At 39.8% G+C, this 26475-nt stretch carries 18 protein-coding genes; 7 read left to right on the top strand and 11 right to left on the bottom strand.

The window, feature by feature from the left end; genetic code table 11:
* Nucleotides 1-68: 68 nt before the first annotated feature.
* Nucleotides 69-4778, bottom strand: a complete 4710-nt coding sequence (locus Q0954_RS09125; protein ID WP_299456068.1) for an IPT/TIG domain-containing protein — start codon at nucleotides 4776-4778, stop codon at nucleotides 69-71.
* 921 nt (nucleotides 4779-5699) lie between these two features.
* Here Q0954_RS09125 and Q0954_RS09120 point away from each other — a divergent pair.
* The 3 genes from Q0954_RS09120 to Q0954_RS09110 all read left to right on the top strand — a co-directional run bounded on the left by Q0954_RS09120 (nucleotide 5700) and on the right by Q0954_RS09110 (nucleotide 12094).
* Nucleotides 5700-6575: an MBL fold metallo-hydrolase gene (locus Q0954_RS09120; protein ID WP_299456066.1), complete on the top strand. Its 876-nt coding sequence runs from the start codon at nucleotides 5700-5702 to the stop codon at nucleotides 6573-6575.
* A 454-nt stretch (nucleotides 6576-7029) separates the two neighbouring features.
* Complete coding sequence (locus Q0954_RS09115; RefSeq protein ID WP_299456064.1) at nucleotides 7030-7419, top strand: carboxypeptidase-like regulatory domain-containing protein; 390 nt, start codon at nucleotides 7030-7032, stop codon at nucleotides 7417-7419.
* Between the two features lie 34 nt (nucleotides 7420-7453).
* Nucleotides 7454-12094 (top strand): alpha-2-macroglobulin family protein, encoded by a 4641-nt coding sequence (locus Q0954_RS09110; protein ID WP_299456062.1) that lies wholly within the window; start codon nucleotides 7454-7456, stop codon nucleotides 12092-12094.
* A gap of 193 nt (nucleotides 12095-12287) precedes the next feature.
* Here Q0954_RS09110 and Q0954_RS09105 read toward each other — a convergent pair whose 3' ends face one another.
* Nucleotides 12288-13442 (bottom strand): FtsX-like permease family protein, encoded by a 1155-nt coding sequence (locus Q0954_RS09105; protein WP_299456061.1) that lies wholly within the window; start codon nucleotides 13440-13442, stop codon nucleotides 12288-12290.
* A gap of 326 nt (nucleotides 13443-13768) precedes the next feature.
* Between Q0954_RS09105 and Q0954_RS09100 the strand changes: the two genes are divergently transcribed.
* Both Q0954_RS09100 and Q0954_RS09095 read left to right on the top strand, forming a co-directional pair.
* Nucleotides 13769-14248, top strand: a complete 480-nt coding sequence (locus Q0954_RS09100) for a hypothetical protein (protein ID WP_299456059.1) — start codon at nucleotides 13769-13771, stop codon at nucleotides 14246-14248.
* Nucleotides 14249-14369: 121 nt separating this feature from the next.
* Entirely contained in the window at nucleotides 14370-17504 is a 3135-nt protein-coding gene (locus tag Q0954_RS09095) for a T9SS type A sorting domain-containing protein (RefSeq protein WP_299456057.1), read from the top strand.
* A 63-nt stretch (nucleotides 17505-17567) separates the two neighbouring features.
* On the opposite strand, the gene Q0954_RS09090 is transcribed toward Q0954_RS09095, so the two are convergent.
* The 8 genes from Q0954_RS09090 to Q0954_RS09055 all read right to left on the bottom strand — a co-directional run bounded on the left by Q0954_RS09090 (nucleotide 17568) and on the right by Q0954_RS09055 (nucleotide 23985).
* Nucleotides 17568-18500 carry a bifunctional riboflavin kinase/FAD synthetase gene (locus Q0954_RS09090; protein WP_299456055.1) on the bottom strand — a complete coding sequence of 311 codons (933 nt, stop codon included), beginning with the start codon at nucleotides 18498-18500 and terminating at the stop codon, nucleotides 17568-17570.
* A 112-nt stretch (nucleotides 18501-18612) separates the two neighbouring features.
* Nucleotides 18613-19350 (bottom strand): tRNA pseudouridine(55) synthase TruB, encoded by a 738-nt coding sequence (gene truB / locus Q0954_RS09085; RefSeq protein WP_299456053.1) that lies wholly within the window; start codon nucleotides 19348-19350, stop codon nucleotides 18613-18615.
* Between the two features lie 49 nt (nucleotides 19351-19399).
* Complete coding sequence (locus tag Q0954_RS09080) at nucleotides 19400-20194, bottom strand: undecaprenyl-diphosphate phosphatase (RefSeq protein ID WP_299456051.1); 795 nt, start codon at nucleotides 20192-20194, stop codon at nucleotides 19400-19402.
* Between the two features lie 106 nt (nucleotides 20195-20300).
* Nucleotides 20301-20570: a DUF3098 domain-containing protein gene (locus Q0954_RS09075; RefSeq protein ID WP_299456049.1), complete on the bottom strand. Its 270-nt coding sequence runs from the start codon at nucleotides 20568-20570 to the stop codon at nucleotides 20301-20303.
* Nucleotides 20571-20833: 263 nt separating this feature from the next.
* The gene (locus tag Q0954_RS09070; protein WP_299456047.1) at nucleotides 20834-21277 is read right to left on the bottom strand and encodes a hypothetical protein; all 444 of its coding nucleotides are present in this window, start codon (nucleotides 21275-21277) and stop codon (nucleotides 20834-20836) included.
* 189 nt (nucleotides 21278-21466) lie between these two features.
* The gene (locus Q0954_RS09065) at nucleotides 21467-22375 is read right to left on the bottom strand and encodes a permease-like cell division protein FtsX (RefSeq protein WP_299456078.1); all 909 of its coding nucleotides are present in this window, start codon (nucleotides 22373-22375) and stop codon (nucleotides 21467-21469) included.
* A gap of 224 nt (nucleotides 22376-22599) precedes the next feature.
* Nucleotides 22600-23442 carry a hypothetical protein gene (locus Q0954_RS09060; RefSeq protein WP_299456045.1) on the bottom strand — a complete coding sequence of 281 codons (843 nt, stop codon included), beginning with the start codon at nucleotides 23440-23442 and terminating at the stop codon, nucleotides 22600-22602.
* 3 nt (nucleotides 23443-23445) lie between these two features.
* Nucleotides 23446-23985 carry a sigma-70 family RNA polymerase sigma factor gene (locus tag Q0954_RS09055; protein ID WP_299456044.1) on the bottom strand — a complete coding sequence of 180 codons (540 nt, stop codon included), beginning with the start codon at nucleotides 23983-23985 and terminating at the stop codon, nucleotides 23446-23448.
* A 362-nt stretch (nucleotides 23986-24347) separates the two neighbouring features.
* On the opposite strand from Q0954_RS09055, the gene Q0954_RS09050 reads away from it, so the two are divergent.
* Both Q0954_RS09050 and Q0954_RS09045 read left to right on the top strand, forming a co-directional pair.
* On the top strand, nucleotides 24348-24935 hold the full coding sequence (locus Q0954_RS09050; RefSeq protein ID WP_299456042.1) for a phospholipid scramblase-related protein: 588 nt from the start codon (nucleotides 24348-24350) through the stop codon (nucleotides 24933-24935).
* Nucleotides 24936-25060: 125 nt separating this feature from the next.
* On the top strand, nucleotides 25061-25678 hold the full coding sequence (locus Q0954_RS09045; RefSeq protein WP_299456041.1) for a leucine-rich repeat domain-containing protein: 618 nt from the start codon (nucleotides 25061-25063) through the stop codon (nucleotides 25676-25678).
* 301 nt (nucleotides 25679-25979) lie between these two features.
* Here Q0954_RS09045 and Q0954_RS09040 read toward each other — a convergent pair whose 3' ends face one another.
* Nucleotides 25980-26366 carry a DUF1987 domain-containing protein gene (locus Q0954_RS09040; RefSeq protein ID WP_299456040.1) on the bottom strand — a complete coding sequence of 129 codons (387 nt, stop codon included), beginning with the start codon at nucleotides 26364-26366 and terminating at the stop codon, nucleotides 25980-25982.
* Between the last annotated feature and the right edge of the window lie 109 nt (nucleotides 26367-26475).

Genomic DNA, 26475 nt, shown 5'->3' with positions numbered 1-26475 from the left:
TATTAATGAACAAGGTTTACCAAAAACAGGGAAGTATTACTTCACCCAATTTGGCAGTTGAAAACCAACTAGTCTTGTTTCACTATTTGGTATTTTTTAACTCCTTGTGCTGTGTACACGTGGACGAAATACAAACCTTTTTGCAAACCTTTTAAGCTTTCAGTAGGTTGAGCATCCTCAGCAATTTTGGTTGTTCTCATCAATGCCCCAGTGTTGCTGTAGATTTTTACGTCTACTACTGAACCTGTTACATTAGAAGCACCTCTTTTTACTACTTTAATCTCTAAAATTTTAGAGTCACTTTGATTGTTCGCGTTGTAAGCAATCAAGGTTGCGTGGTAAGTACCCGCTTTGTTATAAGAGATATAAGGACTTGTTTCAGTGCTGCTGGTAGTATTACCACCTGAGAATCTCCACTCATAACGACTGGCGTGTCTAGACTCGTTGTTGAACTTCAAGCCTTCACCTTCATAAATAGTAGTATTACTTACTTTAAAGTCAGCGATTGGCAATTTTGGACGAGCCTTTACAGTAATGGCTACAGTTTTTACCGAAGTTTGTCCAAGCGAGTTATAAGCAATCAAGATAGTATGATAAGAACCTGCCTTATTATATTTTACTGTTGGGCTTTTCTCAGTACTAGTTGCTGCTTCACCACCTGAAATTTTCCACAAGTAAGTTACCGCGTTTTGCGACTCATTGTTGAATTTTAAGCTTTCACCTTCCCAAATTTCAGTACGGCTTACTTTAAAGTCAGCAATAGGCAACTCAGTTACAAAACCTTCTTTGATGTTGATATTGTCAATAGACATATCGCTTAACCAAGTAGCACCAGTAGTACCTGAAAAACGGAACATCATCGTAGCATATTTGTGTGCTTTTAAGCTTACAGAGTCAGTTTTCCAAACATCACCTTGGTCACCTGACTTAGACCAGATTGGACTCCAGGTAGCACCGTTGTCTTTACTGATTTCCAACACCAAGCTACCCATATTTGCACCATACATGTGGTAGTCAAAAGTAAGCGTAGGACTTGTGAGCGCACGAGCATTTACTGGTGGGCTTGACAGTATAGCATTTTTGCTTGGATATCCATCACCACTTGCCTCTACATACATATAATAAGCTCCATCTGAAGCCTGACCTGGCCCTGTGTTAAATGAAGGAGTTCCTCCTTGGTTACGATCCCAGTTCAAGTCATCATCAAATGATTGTTCCCAGTTACCCAATGCAGCATCTTCAAAGCTTTCTTTATAAGGAAAAGTATTGATTACTTCAATCACATTAAAGTTACTCATACTTACAGCAGTTTGCCCAGCTACAGTTACCGAAATTTTACCAGTAGTAGCAGTTGCAGGAAGACTAGTAGTAAGCAATGAATCAGTCGCGGCAGTCAATTGTGCAGTTGTACCGTTAAACGTTACCAAATTAGTGGCAGTAGTAGTACCAAAGTTTACTCCACTTACAGTCACTACTTGCCCTTCGAAACCGCTCAAAGGAGTAAAACCTGTAATAGCAGGAGCACCTTTTTCGGTAATGGTAAGTGCATCAATGGCCATGTCGCTTTTCCAGCCATCTTTGGTAGTTCCTACAAAACGTATTCTAGTAGTCGCTGATTTATAAGCAGATAAGTCAAGTACTGCTGTTTTCCAGTTTTCACCTTGGTTATCAGCAACAGACCATACATTGTTCCAGGTTGTTCCATCAGTAGTTACTTCTACCTGAAGAGTTCCCATCGTAGTGTCACCTAACATGTGGTAGGCAAAAACAAGGGTAGGCTCATTCAAACTGGTCAAGTCAAAAGAACGACTTTGTAAAGCTGCCTTTTTTTCTGGATAATTAGGGTCACTAGACTCCACATACATATAGTACAAACCTTCGCTTGCTTTGTTTGGTCCTGTTTCTGATGAAGGAGTGCTGCCCTGACCAACTGCCCAGTTGAAATCGTTTCCATCTACAGCCAGCTTCCAGTTGGTTGTACCTTCTTCAAAACTTTCAGTATAAGGATATTTAGCAATTGGTAAAATTACTGTAAAGTCTTTGTCACTGGTAGCAGTTTGTCCATTTACCTCCACGGTAATTTTACCTGAAGTAGCTCCATTGGGCACAGTTACTACTAAGTTATTGGCAGAAGCCGACACCACATTGGCAACCATACCGTTAATTTTCACAGTATTGTTAGCTGCATTGGCATCAAAACGAATACCGTTGATTTTTACCTGCTCGCCTGGCTCACCAATCATTGGGCTAAAATAAGCAATTGCTACATTGTCGCTTTGACCTACATTGGCACTATACACACCAGTTCCGTGCGTTCCAACTGCTACCAAACCATCAATACCTCTTGAACGAACTCTTGTTACAACTGTGTTACCAATGGTGTTGGCACCTTCTTGTACCCAGTTAGTAGTCCCACCAGAGATTGCGTTTGTAGCATATAGTCCCGTGCTAGTACCTGCATAATAAGTAGTAGTACCAGAACTGTTTACGTGTATGTCTAACCATCTAACTGAAGGACCATTACCAGAACCATCAGGGTTTTCTTCTAAGTTACCCCCTACATCTGTCCAGTTAGCACCTCCATCGGCTGAGTAAAAAATACTCTGGATGCCATAGTTACTGAATACAGCAAACACTCGGTCAGCATTGGTTGGGTCAATAGCCACACAACTCAAATAACCACCCTGACCTGCCAAAACTTGTACAGTAGTAGGGTTACCTGTATTTGCATTGTCTAAACGATAAACACTACCAGTTGAAGTACCATAATATACTCTATGGCTAGGGTTTGATTTAGATGCAGCCACGGCAGTAATAGAACCTGGAACAGCAGCATTGGTAAGGTTAGTCCATCCCGGATCAAATGTTCCGCCAAAGTTCCAACCTGAATTGATGCTTTCAACATCGTTGTGTCTCCATAAGTTACCACCGCCTGGGTAGTACATAATTTTATAATCGCTTGGGTCAAGCGTAAAAGGATGCACGAATAATTGACCTGATGCACCCGCTGGGAATACATGTACAGCAGCTGTAGGGTTCTGAGGATCAGCACCTTCTACACGAGCTACTTTACCAAACTGAGTACTGGTATATCTTGTATCTTTACCTGGAGTAATCGCAACAAAAGCACCATCACCACCGCCTACTTCTTCGCCCCATATAGCCGTAGAAGACTTGTCATTTACTGTCCACTTACCATTGTCTTGCAAACCAATGATCAAACGATTGTCTCCCGCAGTTTCAGGATCAATGTGCATACCGTAAATTTGGGTAGTATAATAACCATTGTTCAAAGAAGTCCAAGCCACTGGATGTTGAGGATTCGTTGCCAGGTTGTTATCAGTATAGCTTACTCCTCCATCGTGTCCAGAAATCATTTTTGTAGGATCAGAAGGGAAAAATACCAAGGCGTGGTTATCAGGGTGATGATTTGGATAAGTACTTACGTTGTTGAGCGTAGAATAACCACCTACCCAAGCGTTTTGAGTGTTGGTAGCAAAAGCATCAAGCGAGCGGTACAAGTTAGTGCTACCTATAAATACTACGTTTTCGTCGTCAAGCTTTACTCTTACAAATTGATTGTAGTTCGCTTGTGAAAGGTTACCTACATTACCACCATAAGCAGGTAGGTTGCTTGAACGATTTTCCCAAGCACCACCATTACCAGTAGTTCCATCACCATTACCTACACCAGCAGTATAAGTATATTTAAAAAAGCTATGTCCGCTTACACCTGAACCAGGAGTAGCTGCAAAGAAATAAGCTACATCTGGGTTAGAAGGAGCAATATCTAATACTACACGTGCGTAAGAAACAGGCATATTGGCAGGAGTAATATCTGTCCAGTCGGTACCATTGGTAGAACGGTAAATACCTTTGAAAGTAGTAGTAGAAGAACTAGCAACTGTGGCATACATCAAGCCATTAGCAGCAATTTCTATATCAGTATATACTGCATTACCACCGTCTATTACTTTATTCCAGGTAGTACCACCATCAGTTGAGCGCCAGATAGCACCTGTACTTGTACTATAAGCACGTCCAGTAGCTAAATAAACATCACCAGTAGTAGGGTGTACTTTAATGTTCCAGGCAATACGGAAAGGGTTGTCATTTTCGGTTTCCAAAGAAGCGGTGCTTGCCAACTGAACCCAGGTCAAACCATTATCGGTAGACTTGTAAACTCCGCTACCTGCATAAATAGCAGAAAAAGAAGCACTGGCAGAGTTACCTCTACCCTCACCTGTAGCATAATACCAGGTATTAGGGTTCTGAGGGTCTTGGGCTACTGCTGTTACACTATGGTGTTGCGATGCACCTGTTACCTTTGTCCAGCTTGCGCCTCTGTCGTCTGAGCGCCACATACCGCCTGACACACCACCAGCCAAAATAAGGTTTTCGTTGTTGATGTCAATGGCTAAAGCACGTGTACGACCACCTACATTGTAAGGGCCGCGTTTTTGCCACTGTGCTGTACCAGGAAGCGCAGTAGCACTTTTTGCATATTTGTTACTGTTGTTGTTGTACTGTTGCTGTAATTTAGCCTTAGGAGAGTAAACATACTCTAGTTCCTTTCGGTGAATATCTTCAGGAATTCTACCCGTACGAGGGTCTTTCAACATATTTGTTTCGTACTTGAGTCTTCCGTTAGGATCATCTTTTACCTTCTGATAACCTTTTTTTCCAGGCTCTTGCTGGGCAGTAGCTAATTGAAAACTACCGATAAAAACAGCAAATGTTAGCAGAATTTTACCAATCGTAGTATATCGATTTCTCATATTTTGAATAATAGTGTAATAAATAATAAAAATAGTTGAATAATAACGCGGTATTGCTACCTAAGTAATGCAGTCAAAATAACTTCCCCATTTTAACTGTATATTTTAGTCACTATACATCGTTGAAAAATAGCCGAATAGCGCTGCTATTAGCCGATTTTTCGCCTTGTCTAGCGAAAAAATATTTACTTAAATTTGCTGACATTATTTCGGCAACATTACTAAGTAATACTTGGATTTATTGAGTGTAAAAAATTGAATTTATTTCAAAGTTTTCGCCGTTCCTGATTTCGCAACCGTAAACATTTAGACACCCTTTGCCGTTATGTATATGGCAGCTGTCAAATCTTAAAGTTTTGATAAAATAAATTTTTGATTGTATAAAAAGTGAGGCTTTACTTTAGCGATACTTTATTTTGATGGGGTATTGATAATGTTTCTATAGGTTTAACAATTGAGGTTTTGTGAAGACTTTGAAAATATGTTGCAAACCTACCTTAATATAAAAATATCGCCTAAAATTTGGGGTAAACAAAAAGTAAACAACCAATAAATGAGGGTGTCACTTTCCAATTATTTGGCTAAAAAAAGAAAACATAATTAAACCATATTTTCATAAAACACTCATTTTCAATCAATTATTTTTTTAAATAGGTAAACAAAAAAAACAATCAATATTAAAATAAATAACGAAACTATAGTAACGTAAAACTCGTTAAAGGTAGATATTTCTTATAACTATTTGAGTTTTGTCATATATTTTCGCCCCAACAATTAGAGGTTAGACAAAATAAACTTCTTCAACAAAGCAGTACACCATTTATAAACGACGCACATTCTCTACTCCAAGCTCTCCCATTATCTGCACACACAAACTACTTGAAGCAAATTTCTGAACTATCTGTATAAAAAAATAATCTAATGAATCTTACTATTACTGGATACTCTACTGCATTATTTGCTACTTGGTATTTTGTCGAAGAACTAGGCATTTTGTTTGACGCTGGTGAAGGCATTACTGCCAACCTATTGCAAAAGTCGAGAAAAATAAAACACGTTTTGATTTCTCATGCCGACCGTGACCACCTGACAGGGCTATTGCAATTTAACCAACTCAATGCCCGCTCAAGTTTACATATTCATTACCCCGCCGATTGTGGTTCTTTTCCAGCTTTGGCAGATTTTTGTCAGAAATTTGACCCACACATACAAGGCACTACTTGGCATCCTATTACTGACCAATCACGTATTGCCATCAAAGATGATTTTGTAGTAGAACCAGTGCAAAACGGACACGTAAAAGCGGTTGAAGGTGTAACCAAGAGTTTAAGCTATAAAGTAATGCAGATAAAGCGTAAGCTTAAACCTGAACTGGCAAACTTGAGTGGTTTGGAAATAAAAAAAATCAAAGAAGAAAAAGGCATCGAGGCAACCACCAATGAGATTCGTACCAATGTCATTAGCTATTCGGGCGATACTCCAGTAGAAGACTACGAACGGTTTAACCACTCCAAAATATTAATTCACGAAGCTACTTTTATAGACCAGGTAGCCAATAACAAAGAAAATCGTCATCCACATAGTTACCTTGAAGAAGTAATGGAGATGGTGGCAAGCATTGAGATAGAACAGTTAATTTTAGGGCATTTTTCATCTCGTTACTCCAGCGAACATATTGATACTGCCATTCGGGAATTACGCCACAAATACGCCATCAACATTCCGGTATACCGGGTATTACCAGGCCAGGTACACTGGGACATTTTACAAAACAAGGGGGTTAAAGTAAATAAATAACCCCTATTTATGCGCTAAGTTCAACCGAAAAATTGTGAGCTAAGCAGGTCTTATCAGATGCAAACATGCCCCTTAGACTCAAAACTCAAGGGGTTTGCTATAGTTTCCTTTCTCCCCTACTCCTTTATTTTTTTTCGTTTGTCTTCAAGTTACACTTGAACTTTTTTACTTGCTATTTATTACAAATAAGTGCGTAGGGGAAAACTACAATTTCGCTTAGGAATGGTGTAAAAATAAATTTCTATAGTTTAATAAAATATTTTGTTGCTAGACGCGGCACGGCAATATCCAGTGGATGTTGAGCGAGCTTGAGGGAAGGTTGGCTAATAGCAGCGCTATTCGGCTATTTTTTAACAAAGTATAGCCTCAAAAGATGAGGTTAAGAATGTAAATTTATTTTGGTACCATTCCTTATCTTTTACTTATGATTAACAATTGATTAATTAACATACCAATGAAAACAATATTACTTGTCATTGCTCTCTGTGGGCTGTTTTCTTTCCAGGCTTATACTCAAAACAACAAAACCATTTCAGGCAGAGTAACCGATACACAGGGCGATGGGCTCCCTGGTGTAAATGTATTGATCAAAGGGACTAACCGTGGAACTATTACCGATGTTGATGGCAAATATTCTCTTAGTGTTCCCAGTGGAGCCACACTTGTATTTTCTTTTATATCAATGAAAGCCAAGGAGTTAGAAGTAGATGGAATGATCCAGGTTAAAGACTTTGAACTCTATAGTGCGGGTAGTCACGAGCAAAAAGATGTGGTAAGAAAGTGGAAAAAAGTAAAACACAAATTATCACCAAAGGCAATAGGCATATTGAAGGATGACAATTAATTAAGAAAAAAACAAGAGTTAAAAACTAACTATAATGAAAACTAAACACTTTATTTTAAGCACAGCTTTGCTTTGTGTAACATTATTGGGCGCATTTGTTTTGCTTAATGATGACCAATTGCTAAAACAAATCAACTTTGAGGCAAAGGATGTAACCAAGCAAAAAGCAGCCCCCGAAAAGGTATACCTACACGCCGACAAAACGCTTTATTACCCTGGTGAAGAGGTCTGGTTTAGTGGCTACCTACAAGCAATGGGTAAGTCAGACAAGAGTAAGGTAAGTACAGTGGCGTATGTAGAACTGCTCAACCCCAAGGGCAGTGTGATAAAAAAACTCACTCGCCCAGTCCGAGGAGGAAAAATTGCCGGAAATTTTACTTTGAGTAAAAACTGGGCAGGTGGTGTATATACTTTACGAGCTTACACCCAATGGCTTCAAAACTTTGGCAAAGTGGCGTTCTATGAAAAGAAAATTCAACTGCAAAAAGTAATCAAACCACAGTTGCTGCTTCAGCTTGACTTTAAAAAAGAAGCATACGGGAGCAATGATGTCGTAGAAGCTACCTTAGAGGCCAAGGACTTGAAAGATAACTTTATTGCTTTTCAGACTATAGATTACCGAGTGCAGCTCTCAGGGCAAGCTTACCAAAAAGCCGAAGTGCTCACCAACGCCAAAGGCAAAGCATTGATAAAAATAAAATTACCTGCTTCGCTCAAAGACAACGATGGATTACTGAATGTAGTGGTAAGCCACGAAGGTAAAACAGAGTCTATCAGTCGCTCTATACCCATTGTACTGGGCAATATTGACGTGCAGTTTTTACCCGAAGGGGGCACTTGGGTTGGAGGTATTCCAGGCAAAATGGCTTTCAAGGCAATGAACGAATTTGGCAAACCTGCTGATATAGAGGGCATAATACTAGACAGCAAAGGCAATGAAGTACAGACATTTGCCAGTTTTCATCAAGGAATGGGAGCTTTTAAATTTACCCCCAAAGCCAAAGAAACCTACCAGGCACGCATTACCCGCCCTGCCGGAATAAAAACCACCTACTCTCTACCCGTTGCCACCCACAAAGGGGTAAGTATGCAAATAGAAAAAAATAAAAAAAATAGCCTCAAGGTGCATTACCAAAGCACTCGCCGCACTCCAGTTTTGCTGGTAGCCCAGAGCAATAGTCAAGTTTACTTTTCAAAAAAACTATTAGCAGAAACCAACGCTAATACCGAAATAATCAATACTGATAAAATGCCGGTAGGCATCAGCAAAATTATTCTGTATGACGCCAAGCAACAACCCATATGTGAGCGACTGTGGTTTGCCAACCCTGATAAAAATCTACGTGTGACGATTAAAACCCGTAAAAAAAGCTACCAACCCCGCGAAAAGGTAGTAGCAGACATTATTACAACCGACGAAAACGGTCAACCTGTGGTGGCTAACCTCTCGGTGGCAGTGGTAGATGACAAAATAATTAACCTGGCAGACGACAAACAAGACAACCTACTATCTTATATGCTGATGAGTGCCGAAATAAGCGGCAAAGTGTATGAGCCAAGTTTTTACTTCAATAGGCGTAAGCCCAAGGCAATTCCGGCGCTCGACTATGTAATGCTTACCCACGGCTGGCGCAGTTATGATTTGCCTGAAAAGAAATACAAAAAAGAACTGTACAATGTAATTACGGGTAAAATACTCGATGAAAAAACCCAACAAGCTACCAAAGCTCAAGTAAGCTTGTACGAATTGTCGGGCAAGCAACGCTCAGTAAAAGTAAGTACAGGTAAAGATGGACGCTTTATGTTTGCCAACATAGATCCTACTACTGAGGTACAGTTATTTGCCAAAGCCAATAATGGACAACCTGTAACTATCACGCTGGACAGCCGAAAGATTAAGAGAAATTCATACAATATAACACTAGAAGAAGCACCACAAATGTTACAAGAGGTAGTAGTTACCAGATACGCCACCAAAGTGAGTGCGAGAAGCGTTGGCTCAAGTGTGCAGGTGATTAAAAGAAACAATAACACCAGGGCTGCTGCCAGAAAAGCCAAACGTCGTCGCCGAAAGCAAAGGCGTAAGCAACAAAATAAAGTAAAAGTAGTCAATACAGTAAAAAAGAAAGCGCCTAAAAAACTACCTAAAATAAGTGCGGTTAACAATCAACAACCAATCTCTAGCAACAAGAACTTACCAGGTAGTAAAGACAGCATATTACCCAAGTATTACAAGGGCAATACACTAAGCTCTATGCATAATGCTACTTTGGTGATTAATGGAAAAATAATGAAAAACAAGGGGGTAATCAAAGCCATTGATCCGGACAATATTAAAACCCTCAAAACTGAAACAAACCAAATAGCACGGGCAAAATATGGTCACCACATAAGTCAAGGCAAAGTACTGGCGATTACCACCAAAAGACCATTACGCTGGTTGAAGCATGCTAATCAGGCAAATTATAAAATGAATCCTTATGTAGCCGTAATAGCAAGTACACATGTAAGTGCGGTTCAACTCAACTTTTCACGGGTAAAAAAGTATCAAGCCGTCAAGTATAACGCCCCAAAACCACGCAATGTGGTACGCACTGACTTCAGAAATACTATTTACTGGAACCCAGAGGTAATCACAGATAAAACAGGAAAAGCCACCCTTACTTTTTGGAACAATGACGCCATCACCTCTTTTAGAATAATAGCCGAAGGGGTAGGTGTGAACCAACAACTGGGGCGTGCCGAACATACTTATTTTACCAAATTACCTTTTGAGCTTACCGCAAAAATACCGATGTACTTTACCGTAAATGATGAAATCAGCATCCCGGTGTACCTCACCAATAATACTGACCGACCAATTGCGGGAAAAATAGTGGTGCAAACGCCCCAAGCTATCAGGTTTAGCAATGCTGGTATAACAACCGAAGTATTGCCCTACACTACTCGTACTGTGTATTTGTCTGGAGTAACAATGCGCACGCTTAAGACCAAAGAAAGCAATCAATTGCGTATTCGTTTTGCCAATGAACAATATCCAGAAAGTACCAGCGAAGCCATTGAGGTATTTGCCAAAGGCTTCCCTGTGGCTCAATCTTTTGGAGGAAATAGTCAAACCAATACTTTTAAGGTAAGCATTCCAGAGGTAGTCAATGGTACTTTTAAGGTAGAACTAAACGCGTATCCCAATGTATTAGGCGATTTGATGGATGGCGTGGCGAGCATCATACGTCGTCCTTATGGATGTTTTGAGCAAGTGTCTTCCAGCACTTACCCTAACATTATTGCGTTACAGTTGTTAGAACAAACCAATGGAACAGCTCCTGCACTGAAAGAAAAAGCCTTGAAATACATCGCTGATGGATACAAAAAACTTGCGGCTTATGAAACCAGTGAAAAAGGGTTTGATTGGTATGGCAAAACACCTCCCCACGAGGGTTTGACAGCTTATGGCTTGATGGAGTTTTTGGAAATGCAGAAAGTATATAACGGCGTAGACCCTGCCTTGATAAAAAGAACCAAGCAGTGGTTGTTATCGCGACGTGATGGCCAAGGTAATTTTAAACAAAACCGAGGTAAATATGGCTTTGCTGCCGCCAGTCAAACTGTAAACAATGCCTATGTAGTATACGCTTTGTCGTTTGCCGGGGTAACTAAAGAAATTGAAAAGGAGTACAGAAAAGCCTATAAAGAAGCCGTGAAAAATAAAGATGCCTACCGTATGGCACTGCTGGCACTTGCTTCAGTACAGTTAAACAAAACCCGTCAAACAACGCGTTTACAGCACTTGCTCAAGCAACAACTTGCCAACCAGGGGGTGGGCAAGCTCAACACTGAACAAACTATAGTACGGGCGGGAGGAATATCTCGCCAGATAGAAACCAGTGCTTTGATGATACTTGCCGAACTTCAGCAAAAATCGCCAGACTTGGGATATGTACAAAAGCTCAGCAACTTTATGCTCAGCAAACGAAGTGGAGGGTACTTTGGCTCTACTCAAGGAACTATACTTGCGCTCAAAGCTTTGACTACCTACGCAAAACACCAGCAGTCGGGGCAAGAAAATGGTAAGCTGATGGTGTATCGTGATAACCAACTGATTGGCAGTGCTACTTACACTAAAAAACAATTAGGAAAAATAAGTATCTCTGGTTTGGAAAAGTTCCTGCAAAAAGGAGCACAAAACCTTTCGGTAAAATTTGGGTCAAAACAACAGGTAATTCCATTTTCGCTCGATATCAAGTACCATGCTTATCAACCTGTATCTAACCCAGAATGTGCCCTTGCTCTAAAAACCACCCTGGCAACCAATACAGTAAATGTAAACGAAACTGTGCGACTCACCACTGTAGTAACCAACCAACGAACACAGGGAGTGCCTTCGCCCATGGCTTTGGTGGGCATACCTTCAGGCTTAAGTGCCCAACCTTGGCAACTGAAAAAACTTCAGGAAGAAGGCAAATTTGCTTACTATGAACTCAATAAAGGTTATGTGGTGTTTTATTTCAGAGGCATTGCTGCCAGGGCAAGTCGAAAAATACACCTTGACCTCAAGGCAGATGTGCCGGGAGTATACCGGGCGAAAGCAAGTAATGCCTACCTTTATTATACCAGTGAATACAAACACTGGCAACCTGGAGTACAGGTAGTGGTGAAAAATAAAGAGGTGAATTAACTGTAAAAATATGAGAGTTACGAGTCATTGCCTTTAACCATGTTTTTTTATAAGACACTGAAAATCAATACAATACAAAAGTGTAATTACTTGTAGAACAGGGTCTAGCTTGCGACTTGTCGCTTGAAGCTTGCCCCCTATGGGGGCTTTTAACAGCTCGTAATTCTCTTCTAAAATAACTAACCCACATCATTTAATCTTGCATTACCTCGGCAGGGTCGGTAATAGCCCCCCTCCAGGCAGGTACCAGGGTAGCAGTAAGGTATGGAATAACCGACAAGGAACATATTGCCAAAAAACTGCTCAGGTCAAATACTGGAAACAAATCATAAGAAGGGTACAACTCTGACCAACCAATAAGAAACGGCTTGAGCAAAGGTGCCTGAAATACAAATACATGTACATAGGCAATGATCATCCCACTCAGGGTGGCAGAAAGAGATATAATGACCCCTTCCCAGAACTTCATCCATAGCACATCTGATATTTGCCAACCTACCGCCTTTAGTACCCCCAACTCTTTGCGATCTTCGGCACTTAGCCCACTGGCACGCTCCCAGGCGAGAATCAAAAAGGCAAAAATTGCCAAAATAGTTCCATAAATAAAAATACCGCCTCTCCAGCTAAACAATGCCTCATAAGTAGCCCCCAGTTGATCTTTAGTAACTACTCGAATGCCCGAAAACCTTAGGTCGAGTTTTCTGCCAATATTTTCTATTTCGTTGCTGTTGCTAATGCTTAAACTTACGTCGGTTACCTCATTGGGCTGTAGCCCCAGTATTTCTTGGGCTGCCTTGGTAGGCAATACAATCAAGTCGCGGGTAAGTAAGTCAGATGCCGCCGTAAATGCCCCTACAATCTCAAAACTTTTTGCCTCTCCGGTATCATCGTATACAGTAAGTCTATCGCCTACTTTTAATTTTCTCAGTTCTAAAAAACCAGTGCCACACAAAGCCATCCCTGCCTGTAGTTTTCCTTGATGTGAGGTTTGCACCATAGAAAGCCCTTGCACCAACGAATCGGAGCCCACCACCGTAAATACAGCTCCAGTAGGCGAGTCATAGTTATACCCCCACACCCTGGGTATTACTGCTTGTACCCCACGAATATCTTGCAGTGAGTCTACAAAAGCTTTAGGCATGGGCACCAAACGCCCCCCAGCAAGTTTTTGCACCCACAGTTCAGGCACGTTTTTTAGTACTGCACGGGTTTCGTACTTGAGCGAAGTAGTAAAAAAAACAACCGAGGCATAAAAGGCTACTACCAAGGCATAAATAGCCACTAAAGCCACTTGTTTGCGCCAGCGCCGCAATAATGAATGTAAAGCGTAAGACAGTAAATTGAACATGATCAAGGTCAATGGTGCGAATAAGCGGACAAAGAAATGCTAATAAAGATTATGTTCAAAACCTATAGTGCGTTTTTTGTGAACACTCCCTGATATTATAAAAATAGCAGAAACATTTTGTATGCAAGGTTTAACCAAAAAAAACAAATTACGTTAGTAAGTATCATAATCAAACACCTGCGGCTCTACAAAAACCCATCTGCAATTTGGGTGATTTTTAAGGAACGTGATCGTAATAATTGTCCGATTTAGAACATGTTCCTAAACTAACTTTCAAAAAAGCATTTATTCGTCAATACAAACATAAATCACTTATTAAAGCAAATATGCATACATTAAAAAAACTAATTTTCGTGATGATAGTGATGAGTTGCTGGCAGTGTAAAACCAAAACGCCCACTACCAACACTACTACCAAAAATACCGAAACAACAGCTGTAGTTAGTCAAGAACGCCCAGTAGCAAGAGGCACCGTTAGAGTGATAGCCAAACTAATAAAGGTAAAACCCATCAACACATCAGACCGAAACACTGCTTGTAGCAAGAACCCTTGTGAGGCAACCATTACCGTAGAAAAAATAGTAGGCAAAGGTGCTTTTTTTGCGGGAGAAGTAAACCAAGGGCAGCAACTCGACACTTATTTTATAAAAACGCTAGGAGCAACCAAAGATGTGTTTCCTGAGCTCAAAAAGCATTTTCCTGGTTTAAAAAAGGGAGACCGCTTTGAAGCAGATATAATATACAGCCTCAAAGCAGCCAACAATCTTAATTATCAAGTAGTTTCTTATCAACCTCTTTCGAAATAACTTTTTATAATTATTTATTAGCAGCTATGCCAGAATCACCTATTCTTGCGAGTATTCATTCTCGCTCTTTCAGGACACATTATTTTTACAGTTACTTAGGCACAGTAAATATTTATATTTTATGAAAAAACATCGTATACTATTCAATACCCTGGTCATCTTCGTTGTTTTTGGGTGGGTTACTGCCCAGGCTCAACAGACAACCAAAGTCAAGAAGGTAAAAGAGAATCGCATAGAACGACTAAAGCACGAAACAATGATGTTGCGCGACCCTGCCACAGGTAAAATACCGCACAACATGAGAGAGAAAGAACTCAATTATGTATACAGTTCCAGAGCACGTTTATTGCCATCGCTCAACCCCAACGCCCGAACTACAGGTGGGGCTTTTAGTATCAGAGGGCCCTACAATGTAGGAGGACGTACCCGCGCCCTTGGGGTAGATACCCGTAATACAAACATTATAATGATAGGCGGAGCCTCAGGGGGACTTTACCGTTCTACCAATGGAGGTACCAGCTGGACAATGGTATCAAGCCCTAACACTAACCCATCTATTACCGACATAGCTCAAGACCCAATCAATCAAGATACTTGGTATTACACTACAGGTGAGTCTATAGGCACCGTGGCTACCAATATGGGTGGGGCTACTTATCTAGGTGATGGTGTATTCAAGTCCACTGATAACGGTGCCACCTGGTCGCAATTGTCAAGCACCAAACCTACCAACAGTGTTACCTTTGGGGGCGGCATCAGGGCAGAGTGGCAGTTTTGCCACGACATTGTAATAGACCCCATCAACAGTGCAGTATTGGTTGCTAATTTCAAAGGAATTTACCGCTCTACGGATGGGGGTACTTCATGGACTCAAGTATTAGACGCGACAGCTAGTTTTACCATAGATTTGACCCAAATGGACGTGCTCAAAACAGGAGCTTCTTCTAAGGTATACTATGCAGGCACCCACAGCTCAGGTACCAACAAAGGATTTTTTACATCTACTGATGGTATTACCTGGACTAAAATAAACTCTCCCGGCTCTATGCCCACTTCGTGGGAACGTATAGAGGTAGCCATTGCCCCTTCTAATTCCAACATAGTTTGGTTTTTTGTATCCAACCAAGCTAAAGCTTATAAGCTTTATAAATACGATGCAAGCGGTCCAAGTTGGACAGACCGTTCAGGAAACTTACCTGCTGTAGGAGGTAATGTGGGCAACCTCAATACCCAAGGATCTTATAACATGATCATGGCAGTAAAACCAGACAATGAAAACTATGTCTTTATTGGAGGTACCAGTCTTTATCGCTCTAGTGATGGTTTTGCCACTGCAGTAAACACCAACAATACGGGTAACTCTCGATGGATAGGTGGTTACTCCCCTGACAATAATATTAGCCGTTACCCCAACCACCACCCCGACATACACTCTTTTATATTTATGCCCAACAGTAATACTGAGGCATTGTGTGGACACGATGGAGGCGTAAGCAAAGGAGATATCACAGCCACTGATGGTACTCCTACCGGAAGAAACAAACCTCACCCTGTTACCTGGACAACCCTCAATAATGGATATTATACTACGCAGGCTTACTCTATAGCCATCGATCCTACTACCAGCGGCGACAACCGATTGATCATGGGCTTTCAAGACAACGGCAACTGGTCGGTAAACGCTACCGGAAGCACTTCTATATGGGGCGAAGAAGTAGGCGGGGGCGACGGATGCTATACTGCTATAGTTGCTGGAAAGAATATTCGTTACATCAGTACTCAGAATGGGTCGGTAGCACGTATCGAGGGAACCGATCCACAAAACCCCACCTCTAACAATCATGTACACCCTTCAAAAGAAAGTATTGCAAGTGGGGGCTACAATGTTTCAGGGCAGTTGTTTGTAAACCCTTTTATACTGGATAAAAATGATCAAAAAATCATGTATTATCCAGCGGGTACCGAGCTTTGGAGACATAAAGATGTAGAATCTATCAATACAGGATGGAATTTTAGCGGCACCAAAGCTACTGGCTGGGAAAAGCTCACATCTGCCACCATTGGCTCTGGAAAAATATCAGTGCTGGCAGTGTCTAAAAGTACTGCCAATGTATTGTATTATGGCACCACCGATGGGCAGTTATACAAACTAACCAATGCCAATACAGGCACTGCTCCTACCCGTACCAATATTTATACTGGTAAAGGGTTTCCATCTGGAGCACACGTGAGCTGTATAGCTGTAGACGAAGAGGATGCTAATAATGTGTTTGTAACTTTCTCAAACTACAAAGTAAAAAGTGTATTTCACTCTACCGATGGCGGCAGCAACTGGACAGATGTAAGTGGTAACCTGGAAGAAAATGCTGACGGAAGTGGTAATGGAGCCTCGGTACGTTGGCTTGCCATACATAAACCTGCTACCGGAAGTAAATTATACTATGCAGGTACCAGTACTGGGTTGTACTTTACCAAAGCGCTCAATGGTACCAGTACTTCGTGGACTCAGGTAAGCGCTGACGTAATAGGTAATGTACCCGTGTCTATGATCAAGACCAGGTCGGTAGATGGTTTGGTAGCAGTAGGCACGCACGGTAAAGGCGCTTTTAGTGCTACAGTGACCGATGGTGACAACACCAATGCTCCCATTGCCAACACTTTGTTGCCAGCAAATAATGGAACCAATATATCGGTGGCTACCAATCTGGTAATGACCTTCAACGAAAATGTAGTAAAAGGGACGGGCAACATTACTATCAAAAAAGACACAGACGATGCCGTAGTAGCTACCATTGATGTTACCAGCAGTCAGGTGAGTGTATCAAATGCTACAGTAACCATTAACCCTACCAACAACCTGGCTACCAGCACCAAGTTTTATGTTGAAGCAGCCCCAGGCACTTTCAAAAATGGAAGTGGAATCTCTTTTGCTGGAATCAGCGGCAAAAATAGCTGGGCTTTTACTACTTCCAGTTCTGCAGTAGGCATTAGTAGCGCATTACAACAACTGCTCAAAATATACCCTAATCCTACAAGTCGTCAGGTATCTATCCGTTTAGAAAAACTAAACGTCGAACTTGCCAAAGCCGAACTATACAATAGTAAAGGTAAATTGGTGGCTGAAAAATTACTCAGACAAGTACGCAGCAATGACTTAGAAGGCGGTTTAGATGTGAGCAAACTTCCCAAAGGCGCGTATGTGCTTAAGGTAATCACTCCTAAACAAATAATTTCACGCACTTTGATGGTGCAGTAATTGCGCTCATCAGTACAATATATAAAAAAGGGTAGCCATTGTGGTTACCCTTTTTTATATGTTTTATATTCCAAAAACTGCCCGTGATTTACGCTCATCGTCTTTCAGTTTAAGCTTAAGCGCTTCTAAGGAGTCCAATTTTTCGTCTCCCCTGATTTTAGCTACCAGGCAAAGCTTTAAAGACTCGTCGTATATGTCACGGTCAAAGTCAAATAGGTTTACTTCTATACGCCTCTGACTTCCCCCTGACAAAGTGGGACGATTGCCTATATACAACATGCCCTTAAGTTGCTCATTGCCCAATAGTGCCTCTACAGCATAAATGCCATCCGCCGGAATCAACTTAAAAGTTTCAGGAATATTCAGATTAGCCGTAGGAAAACCCATCGTTCGTCCAATCTTATCACCATGCATTACTTTACCTTCTATACTATAAGCATACCCCAGATATTGGTTGGCAATTTCAATATTTCCTTCTAAAAGCGCATTACGTATCTTGGTAGAGCTAATGACCACATCGTCTATGTCATGTCGCGAAATTTCTTCAATTTCAAAACCGTAGCTCGACGCGTGTTCTTTGAGGTAGTCAAACCCTCCTTCTCGGTTTTTGCCAAAACGATGGTCATAACCAATGACTAGTTTTTGAGTACCTACCCCCTGCACATATACCTGCTTGATAAAAGCATCAGGGCTCAGCTGAGAAAACTCTTTGGTAAAAGGTAATACTACCAAATGATCAATTCCATGCTTTTCAAGCAAGCGGGCTTTTTCGTTGATGGTAGATAGCAACTTAAGGTCGGTGTTGCCATCAGACAACACAATGCGGGGATGCGGCCAAAATGTAATAAGAACGGTTTCGCCGTTACTTTTGCTACTTATTTCTCTGATACGAGCAAGAATTTTCTGATGTCCTACATGCACACCATCAAAAGTACCACTGGTTACTATAGTATATTCTCCGGGAGTAAATGAGGCTAATCCCCTATGTATTTTCATATAAATTAAGATACGTCTTAAGGGTACTTTACACCCCTATTGGTTGCTTGTCAAAAAACTGCCACAAATATACATAATCTGACCATTAGTAAAAGTCGAGACCTGGACAGGTTTAGTTTTTGGCATCAGATGCTCCCTTTTCAGGGGTTTGCAAATGCTCAAATAAGGTCGCAAATTCCTCTACAGTATAGGCATTATTGACATCAAAATCGCCTATTTTGGTTCGTCTGAGTTCAGATAAATATGCTCCGGCATTCATTGCTTTACCAAAATCACGCGCCAGGCTTCTTATATATGTTCCTTTAGAACAAACTACCCGAAAGCGGAGTGTAGGCAAAGTAATATCAGTAATTTCAAATGCGTGAATGGTTATTTTTCGAGGATCTATTTCCACTACTTGTCCTTTGCGAGCGTGTTTGTACAGCCGTTTGCCGTCTACTTTTACTGCCGAAAACATAGGAGGAATCTGGTCAATATCTCCAACAAACCGCTGTACTGTTTCTTTTATCAGACTTTTGTCAATATGAGCAATATCAAAAGTTTGGTCTACTTCTGTCTCTGCATCAAACGAAGGGGTAGTAGCACCCAACGTAATTTCTCCAGTATACTCTTTTTGCTGGGCTTGATATGCCTCAATGGTTTTGGTTTTTTTGCCAGTACATAAAATCAACAAGCCAGTAGCAAGTGGGTCAAGCGTACCAGCGTGTCCAACCTTTACCTTTCCTTCTTTCTTGCGAATTAGATTTCTTACTTTTGCCACTACATCAAACGACGTCCACTCCAGAGGCTTGTCTAACAACAGCACCTCCCCTTCTTTGAAGAGCAACTCGTCAAGATTTGTTTTTTTCATGAACGAAATTCAATACTTAGAAATATACCATAATACCCAGGGGCATTTTTTATACCTGTAGCTTTACCCCCATTGCCCACATAATAAGAATAGCCAACCCTACTACAATACGGTAGTAACCAAATACTTTAAAACCGTACTTGGTCAAGAAACTAATAAAGAACTTGATAGCCAACATAGCGACTACAAAAGCCACCACATTGCCTATCACCAAGGCTTCTATATTTTCGGTAATGGCAGCAGGGCTTTCTTTGTAGGTTTTAAGCAGCTTATAACCCGCTGCGGCAAGCATAGTAGGCACCGCCAAAAAGAATGAAAACTCGGCTGCTTGCTTACGGTTAAGTTTTTGGGTCATGGCTCCTATAATAGTAGCCGCCGAACGAGAAGTGCCCGGAATCATAGCAATACATTGAAAAAAACCAATTTTAAGCGCCGTAGGATATTTTAACTCAACGTCGTGATCTTTGTCAGGATCATAAGTAAACCAACGGTCTACAAAGATCAGCAAAACACCTCCCAATACCAGCATTACCGCTACTACTATCACACTCTCAAGCAACATATCTATGTAGTCGTTTAAGAGTAAACCTATCACCGCGGCAGGCAGAAAAGCTACAAATAGTTTAAAGTAAAAATCCAGGCTTTGAAAAAACCGTCGCCAGTACAATACCACTACTGACAATATAGCTCCAAATTGGATAGAGACTTCATAAGTTTTTACAAAAGTGTTTTCATTAATTCCCATAACAGAAGATGCTATGATCATGTGCCCTGTGGAGGATACGGGCAAAAATTCGGTAATACCCTCAATAATTGCCAAAATGAGGTTTTGTACTATAGTCATATTATAGTATAAATCAGAAAAAAGTTTGTTGGAATAGAAGAAATGACTGACCTAAAACAAAGACAGTAAAAGTTGTTGTGTTTGATCAGGTTGCTAAAAATTGAGTCTAACGATTCGTTTTTTCTGCTTCTTTTTTCATTGCCATTTCGTCGCGCTGGTTTTTGCTCTTTTTCTTATTGAAAAATATAGCGACAAAAGGTGCCATAAACGCCAAAAAAACTAAAATAGGTCCAAAAGTAAGCCCCATAAAACCAAAGCCAAACTCTGTTTTATCAGCAGACATTACCAGGTAACCAATCACTAACAAAGCAATACCACCTAACATTAACAGATAGTTTTCGCGGGTAAACGGCATCTGATCTTTTTTCTCTCCCATAATCTCAATAAGCTAATTTATCGATACAATGTATATTTGTGTAAAAGGGTGTAAGACCCACCTTAAACCTGGTAGGTTTTGGTTTTTAAGCTTCCAACTCAAGTCTCACACCCAAAATTATCAATTGCAAATCTACTAAAAGAATTGAATTATGGCTTGTTAAAAAAACTTAAATTAAAAAAACAGTTAGACAAATATACAAAAAAGCCTGTGATCACTTATGGGTCACAGGCTTTTGTATAATTGATACAATACTATAAGTTTTATTTCAATCGGATATTTTGTACTACAAACACCTTACAGGAGAAAGATTCAGACTTTTTACCTGTGATGGGATTATAACTTACCGGACGTTGTGATATTTGATTGGGATCGGGTTTTATATTTTTGATTTTAATATATCCGTCAATTGCTACCTTTTTACCTGCAAAAGCAAGCATTTTCTTACCCTTGACATTTTTTCCATGTCCTTGCAACACGATCTCTTTACCCTTGTCAGTACGAATCACTAGATAGTCGGATTTGTGGGCGCAATAACTTTGGGTTGATTTTGTCCAATCTTTATGCAAAATCACGCCAGACATTTGTATCCGGGTGTGGCGCGACTGCTGTAGCTTTCGTTGCCCCAAGGTAGGTAATGCCATAAAAGAAACTAAGACTAATGTCAGGCTTAATTTCTGAGAAAAAACTGGGAATATTCGCTTCATAATATCTTAAAGGTTTGATGTCTTTAAACTCTCTGTCTGAATTATTAAACGCAAACCAGTCAATGATTGTTAAAGAAAACCAAGGCAACACAAACCATTGAACAAATATATAAGAGCAAACAATGTATCTTACTAAAACATTCAGCAATGATTCTTGATTTTTGCAGAATTTATTACAAAGCCTACTGATCAATACAATGCATCTAAAGGCATTTGCAAATACTTGTTGGTAGCCCGGTAAGTGCTCCAAACCCCTACCAATGCTCCCAAACTAATCAACCCCAGCGATAATACTACAAAGTGGCTCAAAGAATATAAACTTGCCAGCTCTTTGACCTGTAGTTGTAAGTATTGCAAAAATAACCACAAAAGTATACTTGCCAAGGCACCACTCACACCTCCTTGAACAGCAAACTGCTTAATGAAGGGCTGGCGAATAAAAGCATCGGTGGCTCCTACCAATTGCATACTTCTGATGACCAATCTTTGGGCAAACAATGAAATCTTGATAATATGATCAATCAACATAAACACTGTAAGCATAATAAACCCACCAAACACTAAAAAGAACAAGCCTATCTTGGCTACATTATCATTGATCTCTTTAATCATATTTTCTACAATGCTTACCTCGTACACTTCAGGGATACGCTCTAGCTCAGCCCTTATTTTTTTCAAGGCAGATTTTTCATACAACTCAGGCTTTATTTTTAGCAAAAAAGCATCATGCAATGGATTGTCATTGAGTAACTCCTGAAAATTTTCTTCTACTTTTTCAGTCAATTGTCGGGCAGCTTCTTCCTTTGACACAAAGGTAATGGCAGGTTGTTGATTATTTTTTGACACAAAACTTTTACTGGACAACTTCTCCTTTACTTGTTGTTGTTGAGCAGCGGTTGTACCTCTTTTCAAAAAAACCTGCACTTCCAGGTTTTCTTTGATCAAACGTCCCAATTGATGTGTCTGGAGCACCAATAGCCCACATAAGCCCAACATAAACAAAGCAGTAGTAATGCTTACTACTACATTGATAAGTTGTAGTCTGGAAGATTTATTTTTTGGTGGTTTTCGGTTATTTTTTTTGTTTTTGGCTGCCACTTTATCCAACTGTTTTTAAGGGTTAGTATACGAACTCATCTCATTTTTTGGTAAAACAACCAGAGGTTCTTTACTCAATTTAAAAACGTCAAGAAAGATGTTTATGAAGAGAGCCGCCAAAAATACATAAATATTATGCAATACAAAACAAAAAGCCTTTTGAGCTATTTCACTCAAAAGGCTTTATCGTTATATATAAATTTTAACTAAATGTGTGTGCGCTTTTAATCTCCACCAAAAAACATTTGTTTACGTTTTTTCACCTGATCAATAATTTTCTGGTCGGTTACTTGTTTTGGAGGAACAGGCTCTACCTGGTTAGGCTTTAATTCATATACCTTGCCCTGGTAATATAAATAGTGCTTGGTGATACCGTGTGACTCTAGAGGTATTTGATAGCCTTTAGACTCGCTATTGGTTAAAAATAAGCCGTCGTTGTAATACTGATAGAGCAACTCTTTGTTTTGAGGAACGGCAGCAGAACTCCCACTTGACTCTTCTTTTCGAGCTTCTATCTCACGTGGTGCATTTTTCTTTTTGAGTTGTTGTTCTTGTTTTATTTTTTTCAACAACGCATTTTGATAATTATTTTGAGGGGTTTGGGTGATTCGGGAAATAGAAGGTATAGTAGCAATGACTACTTTTTCTTTCTTGTGTTGTTCGGCTACTGGGGTATGCTTTAGTTTAATGTAAGGAACAAAGCTCAACTCATTGTAGTAGCTGGCAGGAGCTGCTTTTTCGGCGGAAATATCGCTTTTTGTTCCATAAAAAAGGGCAAATAAGGTAATGGTGGTGGCCACAATACTTACCAAAAGTACACTTTCGAGTAAATTGATGCGAGAAAGACTATAAGACACTGGTTCTACCTGAATATTATTCAAGCGATGTTTCAGCTGAGCCTTGCGTTGGTCTTGCAACGACTGAATCGTTTCTTGTTGCAGGTCGAGCTCATTTTTTAATACAGGGTCTTGCTCAATCAGTTCTTCGAAGGCAATTTTTTCACTTTCGGAAAGATTGCCTAAAATGTAGTTCTCTATCTTGTCTGAGTAAAAATATTTGTTCATCATTTGTCAGTCCAAAAAATCAGTAGCTTTGTATTTTGATTTTATCAATGCATCAAGTTCTTTTTTGCATTTGTATTTCTTGGTTTTGGCGGTGTCAGAGTTAGCAAAACCAAGTTTCTTTGCTATGTTACTCATTGACATACCATCAAAGTAATAGTACATCAATACCTTTCGGCAGGTGTCGCCCAAACTATTAATACATTTATGTATAATAAGTTCGCGTTCTTCCTTATCAAAAGTATTATATTCCTTGCCGTCTTTCACCTCATTGGAAAGCCTACTCTTGCGCTCTAATTCTTTGCGCCACAGGTTTTGGCAAATACTGTAAATAAAAGTACTTATTTTGGAAGTAAGCACAAAATCTTGTTTAGTGGCTTTTTGCCAAAAAATAATCACCGACTCCTGGTAAATATCCTTGGCTTCTTCCTCGGTTCCATTATTATTTAGAACCATGCGTGTCATCATCTTATAATTTTTCTTATAAAGATAATCTAAAGCACTTTCATCTCCCTGTTTAATCCTTTTTATTATTTCACTATCTCTCATTATGTAAAAGCAGCGCTTATGTTTAAATACTACGCGAGAAAAAATGGTAACCTGATATTGAGAAAAAAAATAAATAAATATTTTTATCAAATTTTCACGAAGCGACTTTTATTCTCATCAGGCACTATGTTGTGGTAAACTTATTAGAACTTCGCTCTACAGTAAACAAACGGCTACACAAGATAAAATGTTACTTTTTAAATAACAAGCCTTTAGACGGTTGAATAGTACATTATAGGCATACAAGTAATGATTTTGAGCAAAGTAAAGATTTATTTACTGGCATAAGACAGGCACAAAAGGGCTTGCTCTCGTCAAAATTATGTAATATTACCCCCTCAAAACAAAAGAAAGCCATAGAGATGCACGAAGTTTTAAATCAAAATTTGTTTTTTATTGAAGAGCAAGTGGGCTTGCTCAGAGCAGCCAATAATTATGATGTGTACAACCCCAGGACACAGGCGCTTATCCTGACCTGCCAGGAAGAAAACCTCAGTTTTTTGACTAAAATCACTCGTTTTACCCCCTTCAAAACCCGAAGTAGTTTTCACCTGAAAATAAACAACAACGCAGGAGAAACCTTGTTTTATATAAAACGCAAAGCCACTGTAAACCCTTATGTTACTCCCATTGAAGTATATAGTTCTGAAGATCAGTTGATTGGCAAGGTGCAGCCACAAAAAACACCGAAAAACAGCTTTGAGGTGCTGAACTCAGCCAATGAGGTAATCTATATGATTAACAAATCAAATGACCAGGAATTTGTGTTTTTAGAAGGCAGTCAAACCTTGGCAAACATTAGTAAAAAGTGGGCAGGAGCCAGCAAAGAGCTATTAACCAGTGCTGATAACTACCTGCTTCAGATAATGGTAACGGTGCCCCCTGATGCGCCAGTAAGGGTATTGATTCTTGCCGCAGTGTTATGCATAGATATGGTACTGTATGAATAGTAGCTAACAATAGCTAAACTAAACAAACCACAAAGTAAAAAAAACCAATTCAAACAGTTAGTATGCTATTTGTCGTTATAATGAAATATAATTTCATAGTAAGACATACAGGCACATATAAAATTATGATTTCTTTGAAAAACAATAGCAAAATATTGACTTTGCTAAAAAGTGATGCAAGCATAGAGCTTGCTTTTCAATTAATTTTAACTCAAAAAATAGGCTTTAACAAGGAGATAAGCCAGGAATTAAGAAAACATCCTTACTTATGCATAAAATATGGGCTGGAAACAGCTTATATCAGTCAGTTAAAAAAGTTATACCTTACCCGCCTTCAACTCAATAAATTTCCTTCCGAAATACTCCCTATTCAAGGTTTAACCCAGCTTAACCTGGCACACAATCAACTAGAAAAGCTCCCCCCTGATATTGCTCATTTTACGCAACTAGAGGTGCTTAATTTATCTGCTAATCAGTTTAGTGTGTTCCCAATGGAGGTACTCAAACTAAGTAAGCTAAAGGTACTGTACCTAGGTAATAACCAACTACAGTGCTTGCCTGCCGAAATTAAGCAATTGAGCAACTTGATAGCACTAGACTTGTCGCACAACCCTTTGGGTGGAATGCCCAAACTTGAGAGTTTACCTAAATTAAAAGAATTGGTATATCAAGGTAATTTGATGTCTAAGGGGGCGTTAGCAATGATTCGCCAATACTTGCCCAACTGTGAGGTATATACTTAGTAACGTGCTCAAAATAAGTTTTTGGTTTTTAGGACAAATACGCACGACTAACTGAGGCATTTAGCCTTTGGCAGCGCTATGGGCAATAAAAACTTACAGTCCCGGCGGAACTGCCGGGGTAACGAAAGACAGTAAAGCGAACCGCAGAACGAAGTTCAAGCTCTGCGAATCTAATTTATTCTGAATCGGACAGCTTCAGATTTCTTATCGGGGTTATTGTTGAGGGCTACGCCCGAAATCCCGTTTACGGGGCGAACACGTTACTTAACAGAAGGGTCATGAGTTATCAGGGTGTATGCTTTTACTCCCTGATAAACTTTATATTTATAGGAATAGTCTCAAAATATTCCTGAAAATCTTCTCCAATGGTCATTATATCAGCATCGTCAGTATGCACAAACCAATTCACCTCTGTCCACACTTTAGAGGATTTATAGTAGTCTTCCAATATACTAATGATCATCACAAACCTTTTAGAAGTACCAGTATTGAGATAGTTCATGCAAAAATTAAACTCAATAGGCTGGGTGTTTTTGGTCAAAAACTCTTGCAACCACTCCATGATTGGCTCAAAAAAAGCCACCGTATCATCACTGTATGACTCTCCTGATATTTCAAAAATATTAGTTTCTGTATCCAGCCATACCTTAGGGGTATAAGGAGTTGACTCGATGAATAAACTTTTCATAACACAAATATTATTAATAATCTTGCCCAATTAACCTAATTTATGAAGGGTTGTTGTATGTATACTTCTTCAACAGGAGTATTTTTTTTGCAAGATTACTTAAAAAATA

It is taken from the genome of uncultured Microscilla sp. (genome assembly GCF_947493425.1).
Lineage (GTDB): Bacteria > Bacteroidota > Bacteroidia > Cytophagales > Microscillaceae > Microscilla.
The sequence above is the reverse complement of the archived record's forward strand: the minus strand, read 5'-3'. Positions and strand labels throughout refer to the sequence as shown.